At 44.4% G+C, this 20796-nt stretch carries 17 protein-coding genes and 1 pseudogene; 9 read left to right on the top strand and 9 right to left on the bottom strand.

What is annotated here, in order from left to right:
* The first annotated feature begins 143 nt into the window (after positions 1 to 143).
* The 8 genes from BLQ44_RS14945 to BLQ44_RS14915 all read left to right on the top strand — a co-directional run bounded on the left by BLQ44_RS14945 (position 144) and on the right by BLQ44_RS14915 (position 7042).
* Complete coding sequence (locus BLQ44_RS14945; RefSeq protein ID WP_322787539.1) at positions 144 to 707, top strand: ArdC-like ssDNA-binding domain-containing protein; 564 nt, start codon at positions 144 to 146, stop codon at positions 705 to 707.
* On the top strand, positions 682 to 957 hold the full coding sequence (locus BLQ44_RS16835) for a zincin-like metallopeptidase domain-containing protein (protein ID WP_322787538.1): 276 nt from the start codon (positions 682 to 684) through the stop codon (positions 955 to 957). The genes BLQ44_RS14945 and BLQ44_RS16835 overlap by 26 nt, the downstream gene beginning before the upstream one ends.
* Before the next feature lie 129 nt (positions 958 to 1086).
* Positions 1087 to 1287: a hypothetical protein gene (locus BLQ44_RS14940; protein ID WP_093194697.1), complete on the top strand. Its 201-nt coding sequence runs from the start codon at positions 1087 to 1089 to the stop codon at positions 1285 to 1287.
* Between the two features lie 15 nt (positions 1288 to 1302).
* Positions 1303 to 1731: a hypothetical protein gene (locus tag BLQ44_RS14935; protein WP_093194696.1), complete on the top strand. Its 429-nt coding sequence runs from the start codon at positions 1303 to 1305 to the stop codon at positions 1729 to 1731.
* A 111-nt stretch (positions 1732 to 1842) separates the two neighbouring features.
* Positions 1843 to 2664 (top strand): HNH endonuclease, encoded by an 822-nt coding sequence (locus BLQ44_RS14930; protein WP_093194695.1) that lies wholly within the window; start codon positions 1843 to 1845, stop codon positions 2662 to 2664.
* Positions 2665 to 2724: 60 nt separating this feature from the next.
* Positions 2725 to 4548, top strand: coding sequence for a DNA/RNA helicase domain-containing protein (locus BLQ44_RS14925; protein WP_322787537.1), 1824 nt, complete (start codon positions 2725 to 2727; stop codon positions 4546 to 4548).
* A 356-nt stretch (positions 4549 to 4904) separates the two neighbouring features.
* Positions 4905 to 5120, top strand: coding sequence for an HNH endonuclease (locus BLQ44_RS16870; protein WP_218119011.1), 216 nt, complete (start codon positions 4905 to 4907; stop codon positions 5118 to 5120).
* 155 nt (positions 5121 to 5275) lie between these two features.
* Complete coding sequence (locus BLQ44_RS14915; protein WP_093194693.1) at positions 5276 to 7042, top strand: hypothetical protein; 1767 nt, start codon at positions 5276 to 5278, stop codon at positions 7040 to 7042.
* 189 nt (positions 7043 to 7231) lie between these two features.
* Here BLQ44_RS14915 and xerS read toward each other — a convergent pair whose 3' ends face one another.
* The 6 genes from xerS to BLQ44_RS14880 all read right to left on the bottom strand — a co-directional run bounded on the left by xerS (position 7232) and on the right by BLQ44_RS14880 (position 13650).
* Positions 7232 to 8305: a tyrosine recombinase XerS gene (xerS, locus tag BLQ44_RS14910; RefSeq protein WP_093194692.1), complete on the bottom strand. Its 1074-nt coding sequence runs from the start codon at positions 8303 to 8305 to the stop codon at positions 7232 to 7234.
* 116 nt (positions 8306 to 8421) lie between these two features.
* Positions 8422 to 9165: a hypothetical protein gene (locus tag BLQ44_RS14905; protein ID WP_093194691.1), complete on the bottom strand. Its 744-nt coding sequence runs from the start codon at positions 9163 to 9165 to the stop codon at positions 8422 to 8424.
* 540 nt (positions 9166 to 9705) lie between these two features.
* Positions 9706 to 10683: a DNA/RNA non-specific endonuclease gene (locus BLQ44_RS14895; RefSeq protein ID WP_245688176.1), complete on the bottom strand. Its 978-nt coding sequence runs from the start codon at positions 10681 to 10683 to the stop codon at positions 9706 to 9708.
* Positions 10684 to 10714: 31 nt separating this feature from the next.
* Positions 10715 to 11371: a hypothetical protein gene (locus tag BLQ44_RS14890; protein WP_093194689.1), complete on the bottom strand. Its 657-nt coding sequence runs from the start codon at positions 11369 to 11371 to the stop codon at positions 10715 to 10717.
* A gap of 726 nt (positions 11372 to 12097) precedes the next feature.
* Complete coding sequence (locus tag BLQ44_RS14885) at positions 12098 to 12499, bottom strand: hypothetical protein (protein WP_093194688.1); 402 nt, start codon at positions 12497 to 12499, stop codon at positions 12098 to 12100.
* 5 nt (positions 12500 to 12504) lie between these two features.
* Positions 12505 to 13650 (bottom strand): ParM/StbA family protein, encoded by a 1146-nt coding sequence (locus BLQ44_RS14880; RefSeq protein WP_093194687.1) that lies wholly within the window; start codon positions 13648 to 13650, stop codon positions 12505 to 12507.
* 555 nt (positions 13651 to 14205) lie between these two features.
* On the opposite strand from BLQ44_RS14880, the gene BLQ44_RS14875 reads away from it, so the two are divergent.
* The gene (locus BLQ44_RS14875; protein ID WP_093194686.1) at positions 14206 to 15705 is read left to right on the top strand and encodes a primase C-terminal domain-containing protein; all 1500 of its coding nucleotides are present in this window, start codon (positions 14206 to 14208) and stop codon (positions 15703 to 15705) included.
* Positions 15706 to 15884: 179 nt separating this feature from the next.
* Here the strand turns inward: BLQ44_RS14875 and BLQ44_RS16875 are convergent.
* From BLQ44_RS16875 to BLQ44_RS16660, 3 genes and pseudogenes are all read right to left on the bottom strand, one after another.
* Positions 15885 to 16677, bottom strand: a pseudogene (locus tag BLQ44_RS16875) (transposase); the annotation flags it as partial.
* A gap of 3020 nt (positions 16678 to 19697) precedes the next feature.
* Entirely contained in the window at positions 19698 to 20018 is a 321-nt protein-coding gene (locus tag BLQ44_RS14870) for a helix-turn-helix domain-containing protein (protein WP_093194685.1), read from the bottom strand.
* A 291-nt stretch (positions 20019 to 20309) separates the two neighbouring features.
* Positions 20310 to 20477, bottom strand: coding sequence for a hypothetical protein (locus tag BLQ44_RS16660; protein WP_218119010.1), 168 nt, complete (start codon positions 20475 to 20477; stop codon positions 20310 to 20312).
* Positions 20478 to 20796: the final 319 nt, after the last annotated feature.

Below are 20796 nucleotides of genomic sequence, written 5' to 3'. Positions count from 1 at the left end.
ACGGCATATCCTCCGGTATTCCATGCTGGGGTGGACGACCGCCGAACCCCGGCTTTGTGATTCTTTCCGACAAAAGGGAAAACATCCTTCCCTTTTGGGAACGCCTTCGCTTCGGAGGCAAAAGAAAACGGGAGGTAAAAATCATGAGTCACAAGGTCTATCAACTGATTACCGAGCGGATTATGGAGAGGTTGGAAGAAGGTGTGATTCCGTGGAAGAAGCCGTTTCAGAGCGGGGTAGCAGTGAACTGGAAAACCCAAAAACCGTACCGGGGAATCAATACTATGCTGTTGGAGCCGGGGGAGTATGCGACGTTCAAGCAGATCAAAGAAGCGGGAGGGAAAGTGAAGAAAGGGGCATCCTCTCATCTCGTCGTATTCTGGAAGTGCTTAGAGGTCGAGGACGAAGAGACCGGGGAAGAGAAAACGATCCCGTTGCTCCGGTACTACCGGGTGTTCAACATCGCTGAGCAGGTGGAGGGACTGGAGCCGAAAGAAGAGCGAGCGACCTATGAGCATGACCCGATCGAGAAAGCGGAACGCATCCAGAAGGAGTTCACGCCGGCGCCTTATTACACGGAAACCTCCGGTAGAGCTTTCTACCAGCCGGGAACGGATCGGGTGAATGTCCCGCCGAAAGAAGACTTCGCCGATATCCATGAATACTACAGCACGCTGTTTCATGAAATGGTGCACGCCACCGCATAAGTCGCGACTGAACCGGGAGGGTGTCACCGGGCGGCACGAATTCGGCAGCGAGAACTACAGCAAAGAGGAGCTGGTCGCCGAGCTCGGAGCATCGATGCTTTGCGGGGTGACGGGCATCGCGAATGAAACGATCGACAATAGCGCGTCGTATATCCAGTCCTGGCTGCGGGTACTTCGGGACGACCATACCTTGATCGTTTACGCCTCTCAGCAAGCCCAAAAAGCAAGCGACTACATTCAAGGCATGTGAGAAGGAGAATCCCTGTTATCCGCGGCAGGGATTTTTTCGTTCCCGCCCACCCGCCCGGCTGCCTTAGGGGCAGCCCCTGTGGTACGATAAAGGTAGAAAATGGACACGTACAACAGGGGGAGGAGAAGCATGCCAAACAAATACACCACGGTCAAGGGGGAGCGGATGACCGATCGGCACATTCAGCGATCCTTCTGGATCGACAAAGACTTATGGCGACGCCTGGACGCCCTGGCGAAAAAACAGCCGAAAGGGTTCAAGCATCAACTGATCAATGAAGCGATTGAAAACATTGTAGAGGATCTGGAAGAAATCTCACGAGATACATAGGAGTGGAGAATTTTGATGAATGAAACTATACAGGCGTTCCTTCCATTACTAGGTGTTTTGCTAGGAGGGTTCATTTCCTATTTTGCACAAACGCACCAACAGAAAAAAGATGAAATAAGAAAAGATAAAAGAAACAAGTTGCTCGCCTACAACACAATTCTCAAACTGGATGGTTCTAACACCCCGTTGATTCATCCGACACACTATGGCATGGCTGTAGATTTTGACTACACTGTATATAAAGGAAAAATTAGAGAGGTACTTTATGATAATTTACATCTTTTTGATTATGAAATAGCCAACAACATAATGGAGATTGACGAGGTGGCATTAAGAGCAGAGATTATGGGTCCAGAACATGAAGATACAGAGGAGATTTATGATTTATACAAAAAAGTCATAGAAGCTATCTATACTGATTATAAAAATCAAAAGATGAAGTAGAAAGTTATTTGTTTGAACAGAATGAGCTCTTAATTATAGAGAAGCAGTGATTAAAAGTACGGTTATAAAAGAGACTGAATGATTTCCATAAAACACCAAGGAGCTGGGAGAATGATAACGACACTAGAATACAACGCACCTTTTGAAAAAGGGAAGCATTACCGACGCACTCAGGTTCATCAATTATACAAAGGACAGCCTCAGAATGGTATTTCCACGCCAGCGAATTATCCGTATATTTTCATCTTTACCGGAGATTCTGGCGAACAGTATGGCTATCGAGACGGTTGGAATGAGACATCGACAGTATACTACTACACCGGAGAAGGGCAAAACGGCAACATGGACTTTACGAAAGGGAACAAAGCTATTCGGGATCACGCGGAGAATGGGGAAACCATTTATTTGTTCAAATACGTGGCTTCCGGCATCGTCGAATTTATTGATGAGATGGCGTATGTCGGTCACGAAATGCGCTTTGTACCAGACCATGATGGGAATGAACGAGAAGCTATCGTTTTCTATCTGGAGCGGATTGAGCACATTGAACAAGAATCGGAAGCGTCTCCGTTTGATGCATCGACTCATTCACTCGAACAGCTGCGAGCCATTGCAGGGGCTGTAGAAACGTCCGACGATCCACGAGAAACGAAAGTACAGGTGCGACACCGAGCGGCGGCCGTGAAAGCGTACGCCTTAGCAAGAGCGGATGGAGTATGTGAAGCGTGTGTGGAAGAAGCACCTTTTGTGAAGAAGGACGGCACCCCGTTTTTAGAGGTGCACCACTTGTTTCGCTTATCCGACGGTGGAGCCGACAAACCAGAAGCGGTTGCCGCAATCTGTCCCAACTGCCACCGACGCGTTCATTATGGACAAGACGCATCTTCTTATAATGACGAACTTATCAGTAGGATTGCTAGACAAGAAGGATAGAGAAGATAGAAGCTAAAGGCTTTTAGTAAAAAAAAGTGAAAGACTAATGTAGATAAGAAGATGATTTTTGTGAATTGCGGCTGGCAAGGTAGTATTCAAGAGTTTCTACAACTTCCGTATGAGGTGTTGGAAGAAGCACTTACAACATTCGTTTACGGCGCTGGGGAGCCACAACATAGTGAAGAAGAACTTGAAAAGGTTCAGTCTCAACAGCGTGCGTGGAAAGACAGCTATGAAAAAATGCAGAGCATTTTACGTTCCTTTGATCACGTAGATGGTTCCATCATTTTTGAATACGCTCTTATCAGAGGCAGTGGACGACGCCCCGATATCCTGTTAATACTCCCTGGTCAAATACTGGTTATTGAGTGCAAAAGCTATAATGCAGTTCATGCAGGTGAATATATGCAAACATCTTTATACGTGCGTGATCTACAGCATTATCATTCAACGATTCAAGCGTCGAATGTAAAAGTAAGTGGTGTCTTATTTTTAACGAATGACCAAAGGGCAGATGTGCTTTCTATCCATCGTTTTCAAGTTTACCAAGCATCTCAAAGAAGTTTAGGTTCACTGATTAGCAAGCTTCTACGAAAAGGAGAGGCTATTACAGCTGATAGGTTTTTAAGCGGGACATATCAGCCCTCGCCGTCGATGTTAGAAGCCGCACGAAGTATATTGAATGATGAAGATTTACCACGCATTAAAGCCGTTGATAGTAGCAATTTCGAGGATGTTTACGATACTGTTCAAGATGTTATTCAAGTAGCGCAACGTACAAATACTCACCATTTAGTTCTTGTTTCTGGAGAGCCCGGGGCAGGAAAAACGTTCTTAGGGCTGCAAACAGCTCATAACACCTCTGATTCCGTGTACCTTTCAGGAAATGGGCCACTCGTAGAAGTTTTACAGGATACGTTAAATAATAAAGTGTTCGTGCAATCCCTCTATGGCTATAAAACGGACTTTTTACGGTATGGTCGTACCCCGCATGAACAAGTTATTATTTTTGATGAGGCGCAGAGAGCATGGGACGCTGAAAAAATGGGAGGGGCTTTCAGTGAACCCGAAGTGATCATCCAAATTGCTAAGCAAAACAAACCCTGGAGTGTAGTGGTTGGTCTCATCGGAAATGGTCAAGAAATTCATTTAGGAGAAGAGAGCGGCCTGCCATTATGGGATGCCGCCATTAAAGAAAAAGAAATCACGGTGCACGCGAAGCATGAAAATAGAAAATTCCCTAACGCTGCAGGGTACGAATCCCGAGATCACTTGCATTTGAACTCTTCCTTACGTTCCCATGCGGCCCTGCAATACTATGCCTTCATTCAAGCGCTTTTGGAGGGAGATGTAGAGAAAGCGTTAGAGTTAAAGCAACCATTACAACCCCAGCGCTATCCTATCTTTGTAACGGATGATTTACATAAAGCAAAAGAGTATATGAGCTACCTATACAAGGATGATAAGAAGACATTTGGGATCATTTGCGCTTCGGGTGTAGATCGATTAAAACATGTTCCAGTCGTTCCTTTCGGCAATAGAAACGAGCTACCCAAACCGGCCACAGCTTATTTCAATTATCCAAGTAGCTCTTTTTATTGCAAAAACTTAAATTACGCAGCGACGGAATTTCAAACTCAAGGTCTTGAACTTGATGCATCCATCGTTCATTGGGATGCGGATTTATGTTGGAAAGAAGGGCAGTGGCATTGCAAGCATACGAAGAGAAACGCTAGGGATCCTGAGCAAATGAAGATTAATGCATACCGCGTATTATTGACCCGCGGTCGTGACACAACGGTTATTTATCTTCCCAACAAACCAGAATTAAAAAGTACATGGGATTTGTTCGTTCACACGTTACAGATACCGATTCTACCGTAAAAACACCTTTGTGAAATCGTTGTAGAGACTTGTAAGGGTGGGTATCAGTGGGATGGTATGCTCGGTACAAAAGTGAATGTTGATCGAAATAGAATCAATGAATGAAAACCCATAGGAGATAAGGGATAGAACAACGGAGAGACGTGTGAGGCATGTCCAGAAGACATCAGATGCGAAGAATGCTATCAGTTTGGAGAAAAGGCATTGGATTGTTTTTGGAAAAACCTCCTTACGTTTCGAAGTGAATGGATGATGTATCTTACCATGCTCTTATTCTTTGTACAAAGGTCTATCTAATTAAAAAAAGAAGAACCGAGTAACCGCCGTTATCGATTCTTCTTCCTAGTATTAGTCATATGTGGGGAGAAGGCGCCTTTTATAGAGAAAGATGGTACCCCGCTTTAGAAGTGAATCACCTGTTTCGCTTGTCCGATGGCGGAGCCGACAAACCAGAAGCGGTTGCCGCGATCTGTCCCAACTGCCATCGACGTGTTCATTACGGACAAGACACATCTTCTTATAATCAGAGGTTAATTGAAAAGATCTATTTTAAAGAATATTCAAGAAGTTAGGGATTTTCAAAGTTTTTAAATAACATTGCAAAAAGATAGAGTATCAGAGTAAGAGAAAATGAACCATCTTATCTTTGTTGCTACACAGTATCTGAGAACACCGAACCAAAGAGAAAGTTATAGTAAATAAATTATTTAACGAATGGAGGTTAAGAATGGAAAAAATAGACCCTAAGTTATGGGGCAATGTTGTAGGATTAACTAATTCACAAAAGTTCTTCATAGAAGCATGGATTGAGTTAACTGATTTCAATACAAACGAAAGTTATAGACCGAGAGTTATGAATTTAAAAAAAATACTCAATGAACTTTACACTTATTTAAGTGGAGTTTTAGAGGGACAGGACCGGTTTAAAATTTATGTAGAAGAAATAACTAATGAAGCCCTTGAAATACTTGAAAAAGAAAAGATTCTATTAGAGAATGAGCCCGTATTATTGCTTGAATTGCAAGACGTACTTAGAAAATTAAAAGGAATAAAGAATAGGAAATCCAGTGAGGTTTATAAGGCTCGGGAGCAACTTGTGATACTTAAAAAGATAATATACAAGTTGGAGCCGCAGTATAGAGAGAAATTGATAAGTAGATTGAAAGAAACAATAAATGAAGGAAACAACAACAGACTAGTACTTCAACTGACATCCATGTTTTTAACTGATTTAATAGCTGATGGCCATTCAATGAAACATTTATACTTTTGTAAAAGAGCGCTAATTGAATGGAAGGAGGTTAGACCTGATAGTGATTTCGAATCAAGATTTACCCGAATGTTAGAAAACCTTGAAAGTGAAAAGCAATGGACTGTTTATTTTAAAATTTATTCAAATGAACCATTTGATATAGAATTCCCCAATTACGGCATGGTTAAATTTTATAATGCTTTACGTTTCTTCGGGGCGCAACAAGACCTTACAGTTCCAGATGATTTTACTGAGGAGACTCCAGAAGTTAGATATGCTAGTGTTAAAGTTACTGCTACTAACCCGCATGGAGCAACATTAATAGGAAGAGACATAATTGAAAATTTACTCGATACAATTGTTTATACCATCGTAAATCAACACTTGGAGATCTATCATAAAGTTTTTATTCCTAATGATGGAGGATTAAATGAGTCATCTTTGAGACAACTACATCAGGTCAATACGAACACGAGATTTTCATTTGAAGAAATAATTTCTTTTTTTGAAAATGTTGAAAATAGTAATTTTAATAATGAATCAATAGAAAGATTAAAAGCTGCATTAAGGTTTTACAGAATGAGCATCACTACTAATACGGAACATGTTGCATTCATCAATTCCTGGACTTCTATAGAATATTTAATTACTGGAAACAATTCGAACATTAATCAAGACGATGTTCGTAACATAATATCAACGATCCTTTCATTACGTTATGTAACTGATTTAATTAATGACTTAAAATTAAATTTATTTAACTTGGAGATCAAACATCCGTATGGAGAGTGTTGGGAGGAAATAGATGAGAGTGAGTTCATTAAAAACTTAAGGGATTCAGAATTTAAAGATGAATTGAGTGAGACACTTGAGGACAACGAGTTATTAAAGCATAGAACTATGGAGTTAGCTGAAAATATAAGCTCCAATGAAAAAATGTTAGCACATATAGAAAAGCATAAACAAAGGATCGAGTGGCATATTAGTAGGCTTTATAGAACAAGGAACGTAATAGCTCATGAGGCAAGCGATGTTGATGTTACTTTAATATTACCTCATATCCAACTTTACAACTTTTTAATAATTGAAACTGCTCTTAATTTTATCAGTGAAAAAAATATGTTCACATCCTTAGATGAAGTTTTTATTAAGGTTCAATCATGGTATAGTATTGCTACTTCTTATGTAAAGGATAATGAAGATTATAATCCTATTGTGAAGTACTACGAAGGTCTTTTTTAATTTTACGCTTTACAGTTAACTCAGTATTGAATGTAACAACGATATTTAGAGTTTAAAAAACACTAAAAAATCTTCCTTTCAAATTAATTGGAGAATTTATTGTACTATATGTTTGTCCTGTATACATTGATCTATAATCGCAAAGGAAGAAGCACCGAGAGATAATTATTCGGTACTTCTTCCTTTTTATTAATCATCCATCCGGTCTATCGCGTTCTGTGCTTCTTGTTCCTGAGCATTCACGTAAAGGGTAGAGGTATCCGTCGAGGTGTGCCCCAGCTGCCGCATCAGGTCGTACATCGTGTTTCGTTTGGCGAACTCCGTGGCAAAGCTGTGCCTCATCTTGTGAGGAGACAGTTGTTCGTCCCGATAGGCTTTCGTATACTTCATGACGGTATGCTGAATGGCACGAACGGACATTGGATTCCCTGCACCCCGATAAACGGAAAGGAAAAGGTATGGCTCTTTGCCTTGTATTTTGTATTTTTCCTCTCGGATATCCAGGTAAGCTTGCAGGTATGGCACAGCAAAGGAGCGGAAGAATACAACAGACTCTTTACTTCCTTTGCGGAGCATCGAGAGCTTTCTCTGCTTTAGGTTGATCGACGATACCCGGATATTGGCGAGCTCACTTACACGAAGTCCGGATGCTAAAAGAAGAGCGATGATCGCCTGGTCTCGTTCTTTGTCGCGTTTGTAGTAAGCGAGACGTTGTTTCTGATCCTGCACAATCTCCTCGTAGCCTTCGCCAACGAACTTGACAAATGATTCGATGTCTTCCCCGGTAAGAACCTTGTTACTAATACGCTCAGCGCGGGAAGATAAGGTTTCTGAGGTTTTGGCCATCTTTACTTTAGCCATGACGTTCCGATAAAAATAACACTCTCCCTCTTCATCTTCCGTACGGGTAGTCAAAAACTTGAACAGGGATTTAAGAGAACTCTTCTTACGGTTGATCGATTCTTCCTGCAGTTCCCGTTCCATGCTGAGGTGCGTAAAGAAAGCATTCGCTTCTACCAGACGCAATTTTTCCAGTGTCGACAGAGGGATGTCCTTCATATACTCAACGTCTACAATCCCTTCACGCATCAACCATTGGAAAAATGTCTCAAAGTCATGGATATACCCGAGAAGGGTGGAGGGAGACGTGTTTCCGGTGTACATGTCGTCTTTATATTCATCAATAAAAGGAGGCAGAGATGTAAGTTTTTCTTCCACTTTTTCTTTATGTTGGCGTTGCTGACGTGTAAGTCTTTGAACCATTGCTAAAACTCCTTATTTAATAAAAACAAAAGTTCTCATTAAATTCGATGTGTTGATGAAAAGGTGAAATTAATTGGGTTAGAGTACAACCTAGTTGTGGTTTCATGGATGTTTAACTATTGATTGGTTTTGTATTTATAGAGTTCTTCTTTGTCCTCCAACCACATTTTACGCGGATCGATCCTTTCTAAGACAAATTCAATATCAATATCAGTTTCAAGTGATTCCTTGGTATCATTACTAATTGGTACTATTTCAGGCTCATTTATGAACAAACTAGATTCAGAGACTCTAGGAAACTCACCATTGATAATGAAGTGGGGTTCTATAAGAGGGTCTATGATTACCTTAAACTTTTCTGCTGCCTTATCGGTAATTAACTGCATACGATTACTATATTTCTCCATGTTTGCTTCAATTAATTCTTCTTCTTTGGAATCTTTAAAATTTATGGAGATTTTTTTAAAGGAACTTATGGTGTATAACTCTGAACAGTTAGGGAACTGATTATAGATTGATAAAAGTGAGATATCCCTCATGATACGGAAATAAAATTCTGTTTCAGTATAGAGTTGGACCCCATGTTTTCCCATTGAATAACTCCAATTTTCCTTATTAAACTCATTGGAGCATACCAGCCACAATTCATCAAATTGTTTACTTTCACTCCCTACTTTGAGAGTACAAACATCTCTCAAATCAGGTTTATCAACAACATAGACAGCAATCTTTTTAAAGCTGTCTCCATTTAAACAAGGGTAGTTTTGTAAAACATAATGATAATAATCATAACAATGTAGGATGCTCAGGCCGGAAAGCTTTAAATATTGCGATACATTCTTCCGCAGTTGATTATTCAAAATTAAACCTCCAATAGAAGTAGTAGCAAAGACGAAAGAAGCAATAACCTAATGCCTTTAAGTCTTTTCTGTATTTTACCACTAACTTTATATACACGCCATTCTTTTCGTAAAAATAGAATTTCACGCAAAGATTAATGGAAACTATGAACCTGTAATCAAGTAGCTTTTGCTCCTCCCCTATTTTTCCTGTCTATTATTAGTCAAGGCAGTTCTTTCATGAAAGAACTGCCTTGGTAATTGAAGGATTGATTAAAAAAATCAGTATCCTGCACTGTCTACGCTATTTCCACACTTATCGCAGTAAATAGATATTACGATGTCCTCGTTATTTGTAATGTCTTCATCATTGAAAACTTCTATATCACCAGATTTTTTAGAAAATCTACCTTCTAGTTCTCTAGTACATCCGCAGCTTAGACATTTAATGCTAAACTGTGGCTCATCCTCTTTCGAATCTAAAAACTCCACTGCTATTTTTAAAATTGGTAGAACGAATGATCTCATCACTTCACCTCAGTTATATTTACTATGAAGAACTTATTCCCCAACCATTCCATCGCCATCTCTATCCTGCATGTGTTCGTATAACCAATGATCGCTGGTGATCGGCATGCTGAAACCAGCATCCTTGGCTTCCTGAATCGTCACTTGGCCATTGCCGTTCGTATCTACGCTCGAAACATCCCCTTTTTCCGTAGCTCCGGAAGAGTCGTTGGAATCGGAAGAACCGGAGGGTTCGTCATTCGTGAGCCCGAGGGATTCGTTCACCTCGTCCGGGTTCACGTTATCAAAGGTATCGACGACTTCGTTCCCCTGTATCGTATAGGTATACTGATAACTGGAAGGGATCTGTGTGACCGTATCCGGATACGTAATCACTGCTTCAAAATCCGTGGCTCCCCCTGCCTTTCGTATAGCATCTTCCATGTATGCCTGGTCCCCGTGACGGTTGAGCGTGCTTTCTTGTGGTGTAATGTTATACGCATTGGAGACGCCGCCGAGCGAGTCTGCAATGACGTGTCCTTGATCCAACTGATCGCTTTCGACCCCAGGCACTTGCGCCTCATCCCAATAGTACCTACCGGAGGATACGACGTCCTCTGTCTCATCGTCCTGCAGAGTGATTTCTTCCGCCACCACTCTCACTAACTGTCCGTGTTCATTGGTAAAAGCCCAGTACTCTCTGTCTCCGAATCCTATATCAACGACCACCTTCGCTTCTCGATGGCCACTTTGATCTCCGCCATCTATGTTGATGCGTTCGTAGCCGGAAAACTGGTCATCCGTTGTGTTCGTTGATTCTTCTGTGGAATTATTACTCTCATTATCCGAGGTGTTTTTCTCTTCGATCTCTTTTTCCGTATCTGCTTCTTCGTTCGTAGCATCATCGGTCGCTACTTCCTCTGTTTTCGGTTGCTCTTCCCCTTCTGTCGATGCTGTATCTTCCGCCTCGGTACAACCGATCATAAAGACGGTCATCAGCAGCAATAGAATATAGTTCATTTTCTTTTTCAACGCAGTATGCTCCTCTCCTCGACTTCGATGACTACCGTTCTTCCCCGTACTCTTCCAAGATTCTTTCTTCAAACCCGTTGTTTACATAGTCTTTCACAAACAATTCTCGCTTGTCCCGGTCCTCTTCTTTCCGGAACCATCCGACACGCTTCATCCGTTCCTCTTCCGGTTTCTCTCGCCACTTCTCCAGTGCTTCCTCTTCAAGCTTCTGCTCCACACGGCGGCGCGTAAACAGATCATTGATCCGGTTTTGACGTTCCTGATCGGCATCCGGTAACTGTCTGCGGAGCGCTTCGTATTGCTCCTGGACTTCCTGTACCTGTTCCTTGGCCATCTCCCGCGCCATGTCTTCCATCTCGCGGTACATTTCCCTTTTGAGGGCAGCCACATCGACGAGTTCTGCTGCTTCTTCCTCCCCTAAGCCTTCCGGAAATGGACGAAGCATAATGTCTGCTTGCCCTTGTTGCAGGTAGTTGAATATGCCGTCAAACGACCACTTCATCTCCCGTTTTTCCTTTATGTACATAGCAAGGTTCAGATCATCGGCATCGTAGGCTTTCTCGCCCCCTACCCGATTGATATAATGTAGCTTCTCCTCTTCTTCCATACGTTTAAACCAGCCATCCACGGTGTTCACGTGTTTTCCTACTTTCGCAGCAACGTCGCTGATGCGATAAAAATCTTCCATATCTTTTCCCTCCCCTGCTCTACATGGAGACCATATGCCACATATAGAGCACAAAATTGGATGATGACAGTCGTTTCTCTGTTCTATGCTTCCTCTATTATACCCCTCCACATGGAGACGACACAATACATGGGGAGCACATCATAACGATAATAAACCTCTAGTTGTAAACTTAGCCGGATCAAGGTTTGGTACGCTCCTCGTTTCTTAGCAAAAAATAGAATTAATAGATGTGTTTCTATTAAACACATGTGCTTCATACCCCACATATGGAGCACACATACTATCAAAACACTGATTTGTAGGGTTTTCATTTTTGAAATTATGGAGGAACATAGCTCATCACATGGAGACCACACCCTACATAGAGAGCACATTTTCATATTTGCCGAGCGTCCTGTACTGGTGGAAATCACTACCCATGTTGAGCACATTCCTACACGGAGACTACAAATACAATTCAGGAATCGGTCGTCTTTTGAATTATATATCGATTGATCGAAGCATCACACTAAAGGGGAATTTGCTTATCGGTGGTTCTGAAATAAGCAACTACATGGGGACCATAGAATACATGTGGAACCTAAAAAGCTGTTATGAGAGGGTTTTAAATAGTTCGATTTCGAGATAGTTAGTGTGTTTCTTTTAGGACACATGTTGAGCACAGGCTATATAGAGACCACAAAACAAAAGCAGCTTCGAAAGGAGAATCCGAAGCTGCTTACATCAATCATCATCCATATTGAATAGGTTCGACGCAAATTTGTTGTGCACGTTGCTTGTTTGGAACGTGGAGGAGGCTGATTTTTCCTTTTTTTCTTTCGGCAGTTCCAACGGAAAGTCTTCCTTAATCAAGTGATAGACGAAATGCCCGAGGACCCTTCGTTGCATCGGTGTATTCAGCATTTCTTTTTCTTCAAACGTCAACGGACCCGGGAGGGGGAGGTAGGCGTTGTCTCTCATCGTTGTTTCCGACAAAATAGAGTGGAACAGATGATCCGTGATGGCACGGCTAAAACCGCGTCCCTCCCTCTGTTTCAGTTCATCCAGTCGATCCAGCACTTCAGGAGGCGTATCTTTCGGAAGTCGAATGGCTATCGTTTTTCCTGGATAGAATGGCTCGCTCATGCGACTCACTCGCCAGCTGCAGCATCAAGCGTGATGTTTTTCTGGTTTGCGTAAATGTGCAGCAGCTTGTAGTAGGCACGGGCGATCGTCCAGACAGCTTCCTGTTCATCGGTTTCTCCGACAAAGTGAAGAGGGAATTCGTTCTCCTGTTCATTGATACGCTCCAGATACGGTTTTAATAGAAGAGATCCGCCGCCGATGAGGTAGGCATCATCAAGACTCGGTGCTGTTCGCCAGATTTTCTGGATATGTTTGTACTGCGTTTTGGCCGCGCGTGTTAGTACGGGATCGACAATCGACTGAATCGATACCGGTTTGCCGTCCACTTTTATATGGTTTTTTCGTTCATGGTTTTTCCCGGTCAGGACGTTCGCCACAAGCGGACGACTGCGGAATTCATATTTGTATTCGTCATATACTTTTCCTGCGATTTCATCCAAATACGTAGAAATTCCTTCATCGATACCGATACTCGCGTTGTTGTCGATATCTCCGTTTGGATTGATGACAGCTGAATCAGTGGAAATGCCGCCGATATCATTGATAAGTACGGTTCTCTCGAGCATTTCCTCATTCTTCGTCGCACCATTCTCGTGCGTCGTCAGATCAATGAACGCGCCAAAACCTTCAATATTAACGAGCACTTCTTCGAATTTGATTCTCACTTTTTTCCCTTGTACCTGTGGTGTTTGCAGGAACGTGATTTCGTGCTGGCTGTGTAGCAGTTTTTCCTGGAACTGCTTGCGGCGTTTTTTCTTCGTTTCATCTAATGGTAGCCCCGTGGATAGGAAGTACGTAGCTTCAACAACCCCGTTTTCTTCCTTAAAATGTTTTGTGGCATCTACCGCCAGGGAGGTGAGAAGCAAGACGAGTGTCTGGTCGCTATTCGCTTTTTCACTGTTGCTCGTCAGTTCATCATTAAATTGTTTCGTCGCAGCGAGACTTCCGACCGTATAAATTCCTTTTCCACGATCGAGGGAAGAGGAAGCGATTTCGATGTGCAAACCATTAAGTATGCTTTTTTCGTAGTCATATGTTTGCCTTTCTTCTTCTTCCTCAGCAATCACGTTCGGTATGTACATGTGTTCATCTAACCCTCCAAAATAGCCTTTCAGCGCATCATTGCCAACATCAATTGCAGCAATTCTCATAAAAAAATTCCTCCTTGAAATGAATTGATCATCTATTTGTTTGCAATTGTACCCCTTTTTGCAAACAAAAGCAATAATGTTTGCACAGAACCCCCTTTTTGCAAACAAAAAAACCCCGACGATTCGGGGTTTACGCGCATGTGAATCTATTGTATAGTTGAATTATTCCAAGATTCACAGAAAACGATCAAAATTCGTTTACATCTATACGTAATCAAAAATTTTATACATAAAAAGACAAATAGAAAAGACCGTGCAGGAACACGATCTTTTCGAAAACTATCAAGCTACCTAGGCTACCAACCACTAGCTTGAGAATGTGATTCACGCGCTACCAACGTGTGAACACTGTTATCAATTTATTTATGGCTAAATCATACCATAAATAAATCAGGGCGTGCAACCCTCTTAGTACCTTTTTTCCCCGATTTCCCGGGACTTAAAAGGGGTTTTCTAAAAAAGTTGCTCGCTTAGATATACAGGTACATTTTCAAGACCGGTCGCAGGTACGCTTGTGATCGGTCTTTTTGTGTAGTCAGAAAAGGAGAGAATTCCATGACTACGGCAAAACATGTACTTGCTTTCATCACGCAGAACAGTTTACATACATACAAACGGCTTGGCTCCCGGGCCTCTTTACCGGCGCAGCACGAGGCTTACGTGAAAGATAAAGAAAAACAGGGCGTCGTGTTCGTCTCCCGTTCGAAAGAGGACCTTCAGGAGGCGAGAGGGTATGTCGTCACATCTTACGAAACACTTCTCGAGCAGAACGAAGAGCTCACGCACTGGACGCCGAACACTTTCCTCTGGGGGAGTTATGCCGATAATCGGAAGCGCATTTTCCGGGGGCACCGGAAAGAGAACCTGAAACAGGTCAACACTATCGTGCTCGACATCGACACGAAAAAGACGGATCCGTATGCGATGTTTCTGGCATGTGAAGAAGAGGGGCTTCCAGCCCCGAGTGTCATCATTGAAACGCCGCGTGGGTATCACGTGTACTTCGTGCTGGATGCCCCGATGTTCATCCGTCCGGATAACGACTATAAAGCATTGACCGTGGCCGAGAGAATCTCGGAAAACATGAAACAGGCCCTAGCAACTCACATTCCGGTGGACACTGCCTGTAACCCATTCGGCTTTTTCCGCGTACCGACCGACGAAAACGTGCTTTACCAGGCGGAGACGAAAGTATCTGTCGCGCGACTTCTGACGTGGTCGAAAGACTATGAAGACAGACGGAAGCGGGGAGCCTTTCACGTCGTTTACGGTGGGGGAGGCAGTCGTCAAATCGATCAGCCGTGGTACCAAGAGCTCTTGCAGTGCCGCCACATCACTTCGGGTCACTACACGAGCAGCCGTAACAACACGATTCTGACGCTTGCGATAGCCAACTACGCTAGTGGCCGGTCATATGAGGACGCTTATGATGAACTGGATGAGTTCAACTCCCGCCTGGAACATCCGATGCGCCTGCAGGAATTCACCCGTACAGTGAAATCGGCCTACAGTGGCCGGTACAAAGGAGCGAAGCGTTCCTACATCGACATGCTTCTGTTGCAGTGGACGGGGGAAGCAAGCGAAGAAGCGCATGTCTCCGGATGGTACAAGTTTAAGAAAGAGCGTTCTGAGCGTGAACGTTCCCATTACGACGAGTGGGAAGCTGATATCCTTGAATACCTGAAAGAACATACTTCAGCGACGTCTCCGAGTCATTTGTTCATTGAAGGATCGCAAAAAGAACTGGCGGACCGCCTGGGGATGGCCGTGTCTACACTGAAAGAAGTTCTGAAACGCTCCAGAAAAGTGAAAAAAATCGTCAAAGGAAAAGGAAGGAGACAGCGTACCTATCTCGCGAATCGTGCTGTCTTGTTCTCTTATCTTCTACACGTGCGCAAAGCATACGTTGCACGCAAGCAGGAATGGAGAGACATGTACCAGGTGATTGGGGAAGAAGATTATCCGGTGCGTATGTTCCTGCGTGACCTTTATCAGGAATTCAGAGAGTGGGTCAGCACCTACGAGCAGCATTTCAGGCATCCGTGGATCTGTTGAAATTAATAAGCCAGTCTGCCAATACATATCTTTTTCCTCTCTTTTGTTGTTACTATATTAGGTTTTATTCGGAGTAGTTACTTAGTAGTAACTCCAAATAAAATCTACTTCAAGAATAGGTATCGTCAATAAGTTTGTGTAACACAGTGGGGTGATCCTCGGGACCTTGGGGAAAAAGGTTAATCGGCCTTCTCCCTTTCAGTCTGGGATCCATAACGTTCCTCAAACATAGACGGGTTCGAAACCATATAAATCACTGTTTATGGTTTCTTAGGAGGGGAGAATGTTCATTGTTTTAGACGTTTCTTGAATCCCTTCATGGCGGATTCGATGTTGTTTGGCGCGTAGATCATCAGGAGGATGGAGGAAGGAACGTGGTAAGGATGTGGAAGTCCTTTCACCAGGACTTGGCGATTTTCGGATATTCCTTCTGCCACGTGTCACGAAAAGTGTCCAGTTGCTTTTCAGCTTCTTCGTTACTATGAGACCGATGGATAGTTTTCATTACTTCCTCGATGACCAGGAACCCCGTCGAAAATTCTGAGAAGCACTTCTTTGCAGCTGTGACGATGGGGATATCGGAAAGAACTTCCTACGAGAGGAGGGAGCTTTCGTGACCACCGACATAGAAGTTGAGAATCTCGCGATAGCCGTCTTCCGTGACACCAATGATGAAGTAGACGACTTCGTTCTCCACATCGTCTCGGCGTAATTTCAGGTGTGTGCCATCGAGATAAAGCACGGCTTATCTGTTCTGGAGAGGACGCTCCTGCCAGGCACGGATATCTTCTATTGCTACATCGGTGATGTTATTTATAGTGGCGGGGGAGTAAGCATGGCCGAGGATGCGCTCGAGGAAGTTTCCGATTTCACGCGTGCTTATCTTTTGACTTGAAGATCTTCGATGTGTTCGTATTTTGTGTCCAGTTGGTGACCATAGCTACCGTTTTTATAATTCTTCAATTTCGGATTCTCTATCTCTTTACGTCATCTTTAACTATCATACTTCTTTTTGAAAATAGTAAAGGGATTTTATAGACAATAGAGAAGCGAATTTGATATAAGAGTTATCTCCCCAAAAATTTAACCCACTTCTGCGGTGTGAGTAGGCGAACACCGGGACGTAGTTGCACACCGGCGTACGTACAGTTGTTTTGTCGTGGGTGGACGACCAAAGCGTGAGCTTTACGAGGGAGCCCGTAGCTCCGATTCAGGTCTCTTTCCCAAAACGAAGCGGGCGGTCCGGATGGATTGCCCGGGGAGAGAAGGCGAAGGGTTTCGCTCTTTATAAATGAAAAAGCGACGAACAGGAGCTTTTGAATGAGCACCCTGGAACGCAGTGAAAGGGCAAGAACCAGGATGCGCAAGCATTCTGGGGCGCAGTAAGAGGGCGGGGTCAGCTATGCTGACTGACGAGGGCTGAAAGCCCGATGTCATACGCGCCCCTTATGCTCTTTCCCCTACACGTCGACCAAATACGCCCGCCCCGCAATACCGCCGCGAAAGCCCGGTATGCCAACAACGATGCTCCCTCGGCGATGACCATCGCAAAATAGGCGGCGGGCGGCACCCTGCATACACCCCGTGATATCAACGATTCCGGAATACGCCGACCCTATTTTCGGGGCGAAAGCGTAGGACGGCAATCACGGGGCGTATGTTCGCCGGAGTCCTTCGATAAAGAAGGAATTACGGCGAGTTCCAGGGTGGGAGACGGGTCGATATCCGGGGCGATGTTTCACGCCGCGGGAGGACTGTCAGCAGAAACGTGTAGGGGACGTTACCGATAAATAAAAGACCTTTCGCTGGGTGCCGATTCCCAGGCGCCGCAGGAAATAAAACGGTCTTCAGGCGATCGATCCCTCGGAAAACAGCGGGGACGACGCGGGGGACATCACACAGCAAAACCGGTTCTGTACGTACAGAGGACGGGATGGCTGTCGAACGGATACTCCCCCTGCGGCGGCGGAACTCCGCGCTGCTTTTCCAGAGGGAGCAGGTGCCGGAAAACGGAGCGGGACGCCCGGAGCGGTTATACGAGCGCCAGCGAGAAAGGCAGGAAACACCACCGACGGGCACGGGACCCGGTCCGTTTGGAGGGGTGGGCTACGTTGCCGGAAAACACTGTCTGCTCTGTGGTTTCAGAACGGGATTACGCCCCTGGATGACGGGTCGTGGGGGGAGGCCGGAGCGGTTATACGAGCGCCAGCGAGAAAAGGCAGGAAACACCACCGACGGGTGCGGGACCCACACGACCCGGAATCCCACCCCGGATACTCAAACGACTGTCTATTCAGGGGTTTCGTTATTTTCTCAGTAAATCCGACGCATCGAACGGGAAGCCAGGAGTGGTTATACGAGCGCCAGCGAGAAAAGGCAGGAAACACCACCGACGGGCGCGGGACCCGGTCGACTGCGGCGGTATTCTCTGTGATACCAGCGGGTAAATCACTGATGGCCCAGTCAAATAAGAATTTTCCGCGCGGTGCCGCGCAGCTGATCACGCCGCGGGAGGACGGGTCGTGATCGGTCTGGTGTTTCGGAGGAGTCTCTGGTCTGCTGGTCAGAAAAAAACGATAGCCGAGGGGCTACCGGTCCGGGTTCTTCATGGGATGCGGCACGGTGTGTCATATATTATGCTCACGAGATACGAACACTGTGTCGTATGCTGTGCGAATGGTTCAGGTTCCTTATGGAATGCTTATGATATGAGGCATGAGATACGCACATTGGGCCACACGCCGTGCGAATACCCCGGATTCTTTATGAGATAAGCAAGGGATGCTATATACCATGCGCACGAAAGACGTCATGAGATGCGAAACGACTCACGCACGCCTCTTATTTTTCATGGAATGCGTAGGTTGTCGGATAAAGCGATGTGTGGGAAGTGGGTATTCCAAAAAATAGAATTACCGAAGATTCTCGTCTATCCAGCGAGGGGTTTTTTGTATCACAGAAAAATGAACTGGAATCCGGTGCATACGTTTATATATAGAAGCCCTCGGCGCAAATGCCGTAAATCACGCACAGAATACCCAGACAAAGTGATAGTACCTCGCTGAACACAAGAGACACCCAGGCCACCAAAACGCCTCTCAGAACGCCTATAAGCGCCTAATACGAATAATGATAGCCTACCGAACCGGGACCACCCCCGGATTTGGTATTTTTAAAAACGGAACCCCGCCGGGATCTCCTTCACAGATACAAAGCTGGAAGATAAAGAGATAGGCACCTGTATGTATAACACAGAATTCCCCATCACAGAAACAGGATTATGCGACCACTCTCATCAGAAAAGAGAATTGTACCTTGGTACCTCTTTTTTTCGAAGAAACTTTTTATATGTGAAACGTGCGTCATATATGACGTGTCATTTTACTATATACTTCTTTTCTTTTTTAAATAAGGTACTAAGGTACAATTCTTTGTGAACCCTTGATATGACTCACTTTCGTTGTTCCTTTTGCGTGAAAATAACCAGGAACATGGAGGTACAACCAGGAACAAATCGCCTGTTTTTATGTGTTCAAACCCATTAATGTAATAATATGTATCTTCACTTCAAGATATAATTTTTGCCCAATCTGGTGAAAAAATGCGATTCGACCTTTAAAACAGGTACATTTCGACTGAAAAAGGAACAAAATCACCAAACTAGGTACAAACTAGGTACAGGATTTCGCACCGTCGATTAACCGGATTCTCCCGTAGGAGAGGTCTGTGGCGCACTACTTTTATGCAATAAATGTATGGATATACAGTTATATACATTTTTAGATAAACCGGATTCTATAAAAAAATGAGGGCGGAGGCCCCCGTTTTTTTGTGACAATCGGTATAATCAGGCGTCTAGGATGTAGCGTGCCAAATCCAGTACGAGCTGCGGGTTCTTTCCAGTCGCGTGATACGACGGATGCTTTCGTCGCCGGGTTCGTATCAGGTGCGGTATCGTGAAAAAACGACCGGAATTTTCCGGACGGTCCTACCTATATGTCTTCGCGTCCATCCGTCCCACGATCGGAGCTGGCCATTTGCTGGAACATCTCGGTGCATTCATTGAGAGAAACCCCGAGTGCCCGGAAAATCTTCTCGTACGTATGAACCCCGAGGTTCCCCGTGCCGCCCTCGGCGCGGGTGATGGTTTTGAGACCTACGCCTGCTTTCTCAGCGAGTTCTTTTTGCGTGAGCGATACCTGCCTACGCCGATTGAAAATCAAGCGGCCGAGAATCGTTCCGATACCGTAGAAGAAGTCCTCGGTTTCCGGAAGTTCCTTGATGACGTCATGGTTGCTTGTCAGATCCTTCATAGAATCATCTCCTTCTCAGCATACATCGAGTCCTGAGATCTGTTACACCTAGTATATCCTATTAAGATACAAGCCGTGAAACGATAGCGCCGGTATTCGGAAAAAAGAACAGAACATCTCTACAATATAGACAATCAGTCATAACACAAAGAATCCATGCTCTCGACAAACGGATTACGCCCGAGAACAAATCAGCACTCGAAGCGCTCGAACGGAACCAGAAATCGCTCAAGCACTCTCGAAAACTCGCATCCTCGGCTACCAGAACGTTAACCGAAAGACAATCGATGACTACATGGACATCTTACAGAAAGCGGGCGCTGTGATGGTTATGAAGACAAAGAAAAAACGAGATACCTGATCCATCCGGATCTTATGTTCCGCCTCGACAACAACGGAACCGACAAATATACACGTCATGTCCGTGCGATGTTCGATCAACACGAAAACTGACGTCAAACCGTTCCACTCTTTGGGGAGCGTTTTTTTATTTGGAGGAGTAGAGAAAACCGTGCTCTGGTGAATACCTATTTTTAAAAATAGCGCTTATAACGCCTTTTGACGCGAAGTTCAAAGACGGTGGGAAGGTGTACCGGGGAACATACGTCGAGGAATGTACAAACCGTGCTCTCGTGACCCTCTATTATCAAGAAACCGTTCTCTCACGGGGGAAGGTCTATGCTAAGATGCCGTTCTCATGGGGTCACTTTATCCAAACCGTGTTCTCGTGAACCCCTATTTTCAAGAAACTGTGCTTTCACGGGATCGAGTCTATGCC

It is taken from the genome of Salimicrobium halophilum (assembly GCF_900100295.1).
Taxonomy (GTDB): Bacteria; Bacillota; Bacilli; order Bacillales; family Halobacillaceae; genus Salimicrobium; species Salimicrobium halophilum.
The sequence above is the reverse complement of the archived record's forward strand: the minus strand, read 5'-3'. Positions and strand labels throughout refer to the sequence as shown.

Coding starts and splice junctions, on each gene's coding strand:
- BLQ44_RS14945 (WP_322787539.1), top strand. CDS start 144: ATGAGTCACAAGGTCTATCAACTGATTACCGAGCGGATTATGGAGAGG.
- BLQ44_RS16835 (WP_322787538.1), top strand. CDS start 682: ATGAAATGGTGCACGCCACCGCATAAGTCGCGACTGAACCGGGAGGGT.
- BLQ44_RS14940 (WP_093194697.1), top strand. CDS start 1,087: ATGCCAAACAAATACACCACGGTCAAGGGGGAGCGGATGACCGATCGG.
- BLQ44_RS14935 (WP_093194696.1), top strand. CDS start 1,303: ATGAATGAAACTATACAGGCGTTCCTTCCATTACTAGGTGTTTTGCTA.
- BLQ44_RS14930 (WP_093194695.1), top strand. CDS start 1,843: ATGATAACGACACTAGAATACAACGCACCTTTTGAAAAAGGGAAGCAT.
- BLQ44_RS14925 (WP_322787537.1), top strand. CDS start 2,725: ATGATTTTTGTGAATTGCGGCTGGCAAGGTAGTATTCAAGAGTTTCTA.
- BLQ44_RS16870 (WP_218119011.1), top strand. CDS start 4,905: ATGTGGGGAGAAGGCGCCTTTTATAGAGAAAGATGGTACCCCGCTTTA.
- BLQ44_RS14915 (WP_093194693.1), top strand. CDS start 5,276: ATGGAAAAAATAGACCCTAAGTTATGGGGCAATGTTGTAGGATTAACT.
- xerS (WP_093194692.1), bottom strand. CDS start 8,305: ATGGTTCAAAGACTTACACGTCAGCAACGCCAACATAAAGAAAAAGTG.
- BLQ44_RS14890 (WP_093194689.1), bottom strand. CDS start 11,371: ATGGAAGATTTTTATCGCATCAGCGACGTTGCTGCGAAAGTAGGAAAA.
- BLQ44_RS14885 (WP_093194688.1), bottom strand. CDS start 12,499: ATGAGCGAGCCATTCTATCCAGGAAAAACGATAGCCATTCGACTTCCG.
- BLQ44_RS14880 (WP_093194687.1), bottom strand. CDS start 13,650: ATGAGAATTGCTGCAATTGATGTTGGCAATGATGCGCTGAAAGGCTAT.
- BLQ44_RS14875 (WP_093194686.1), top strand. CDS start 14,206: ATGACTACGGCAAAACATGTACTTGCTTTCATCACGCAGAACAGTTTA.
- BLQ44_RS14870 (WP_093194685.1), bottom strand. CDS start 20,018: ATGAAGGATCTGACAAGCAACCATGACGTCATCAAGGAACTTCCGGAA.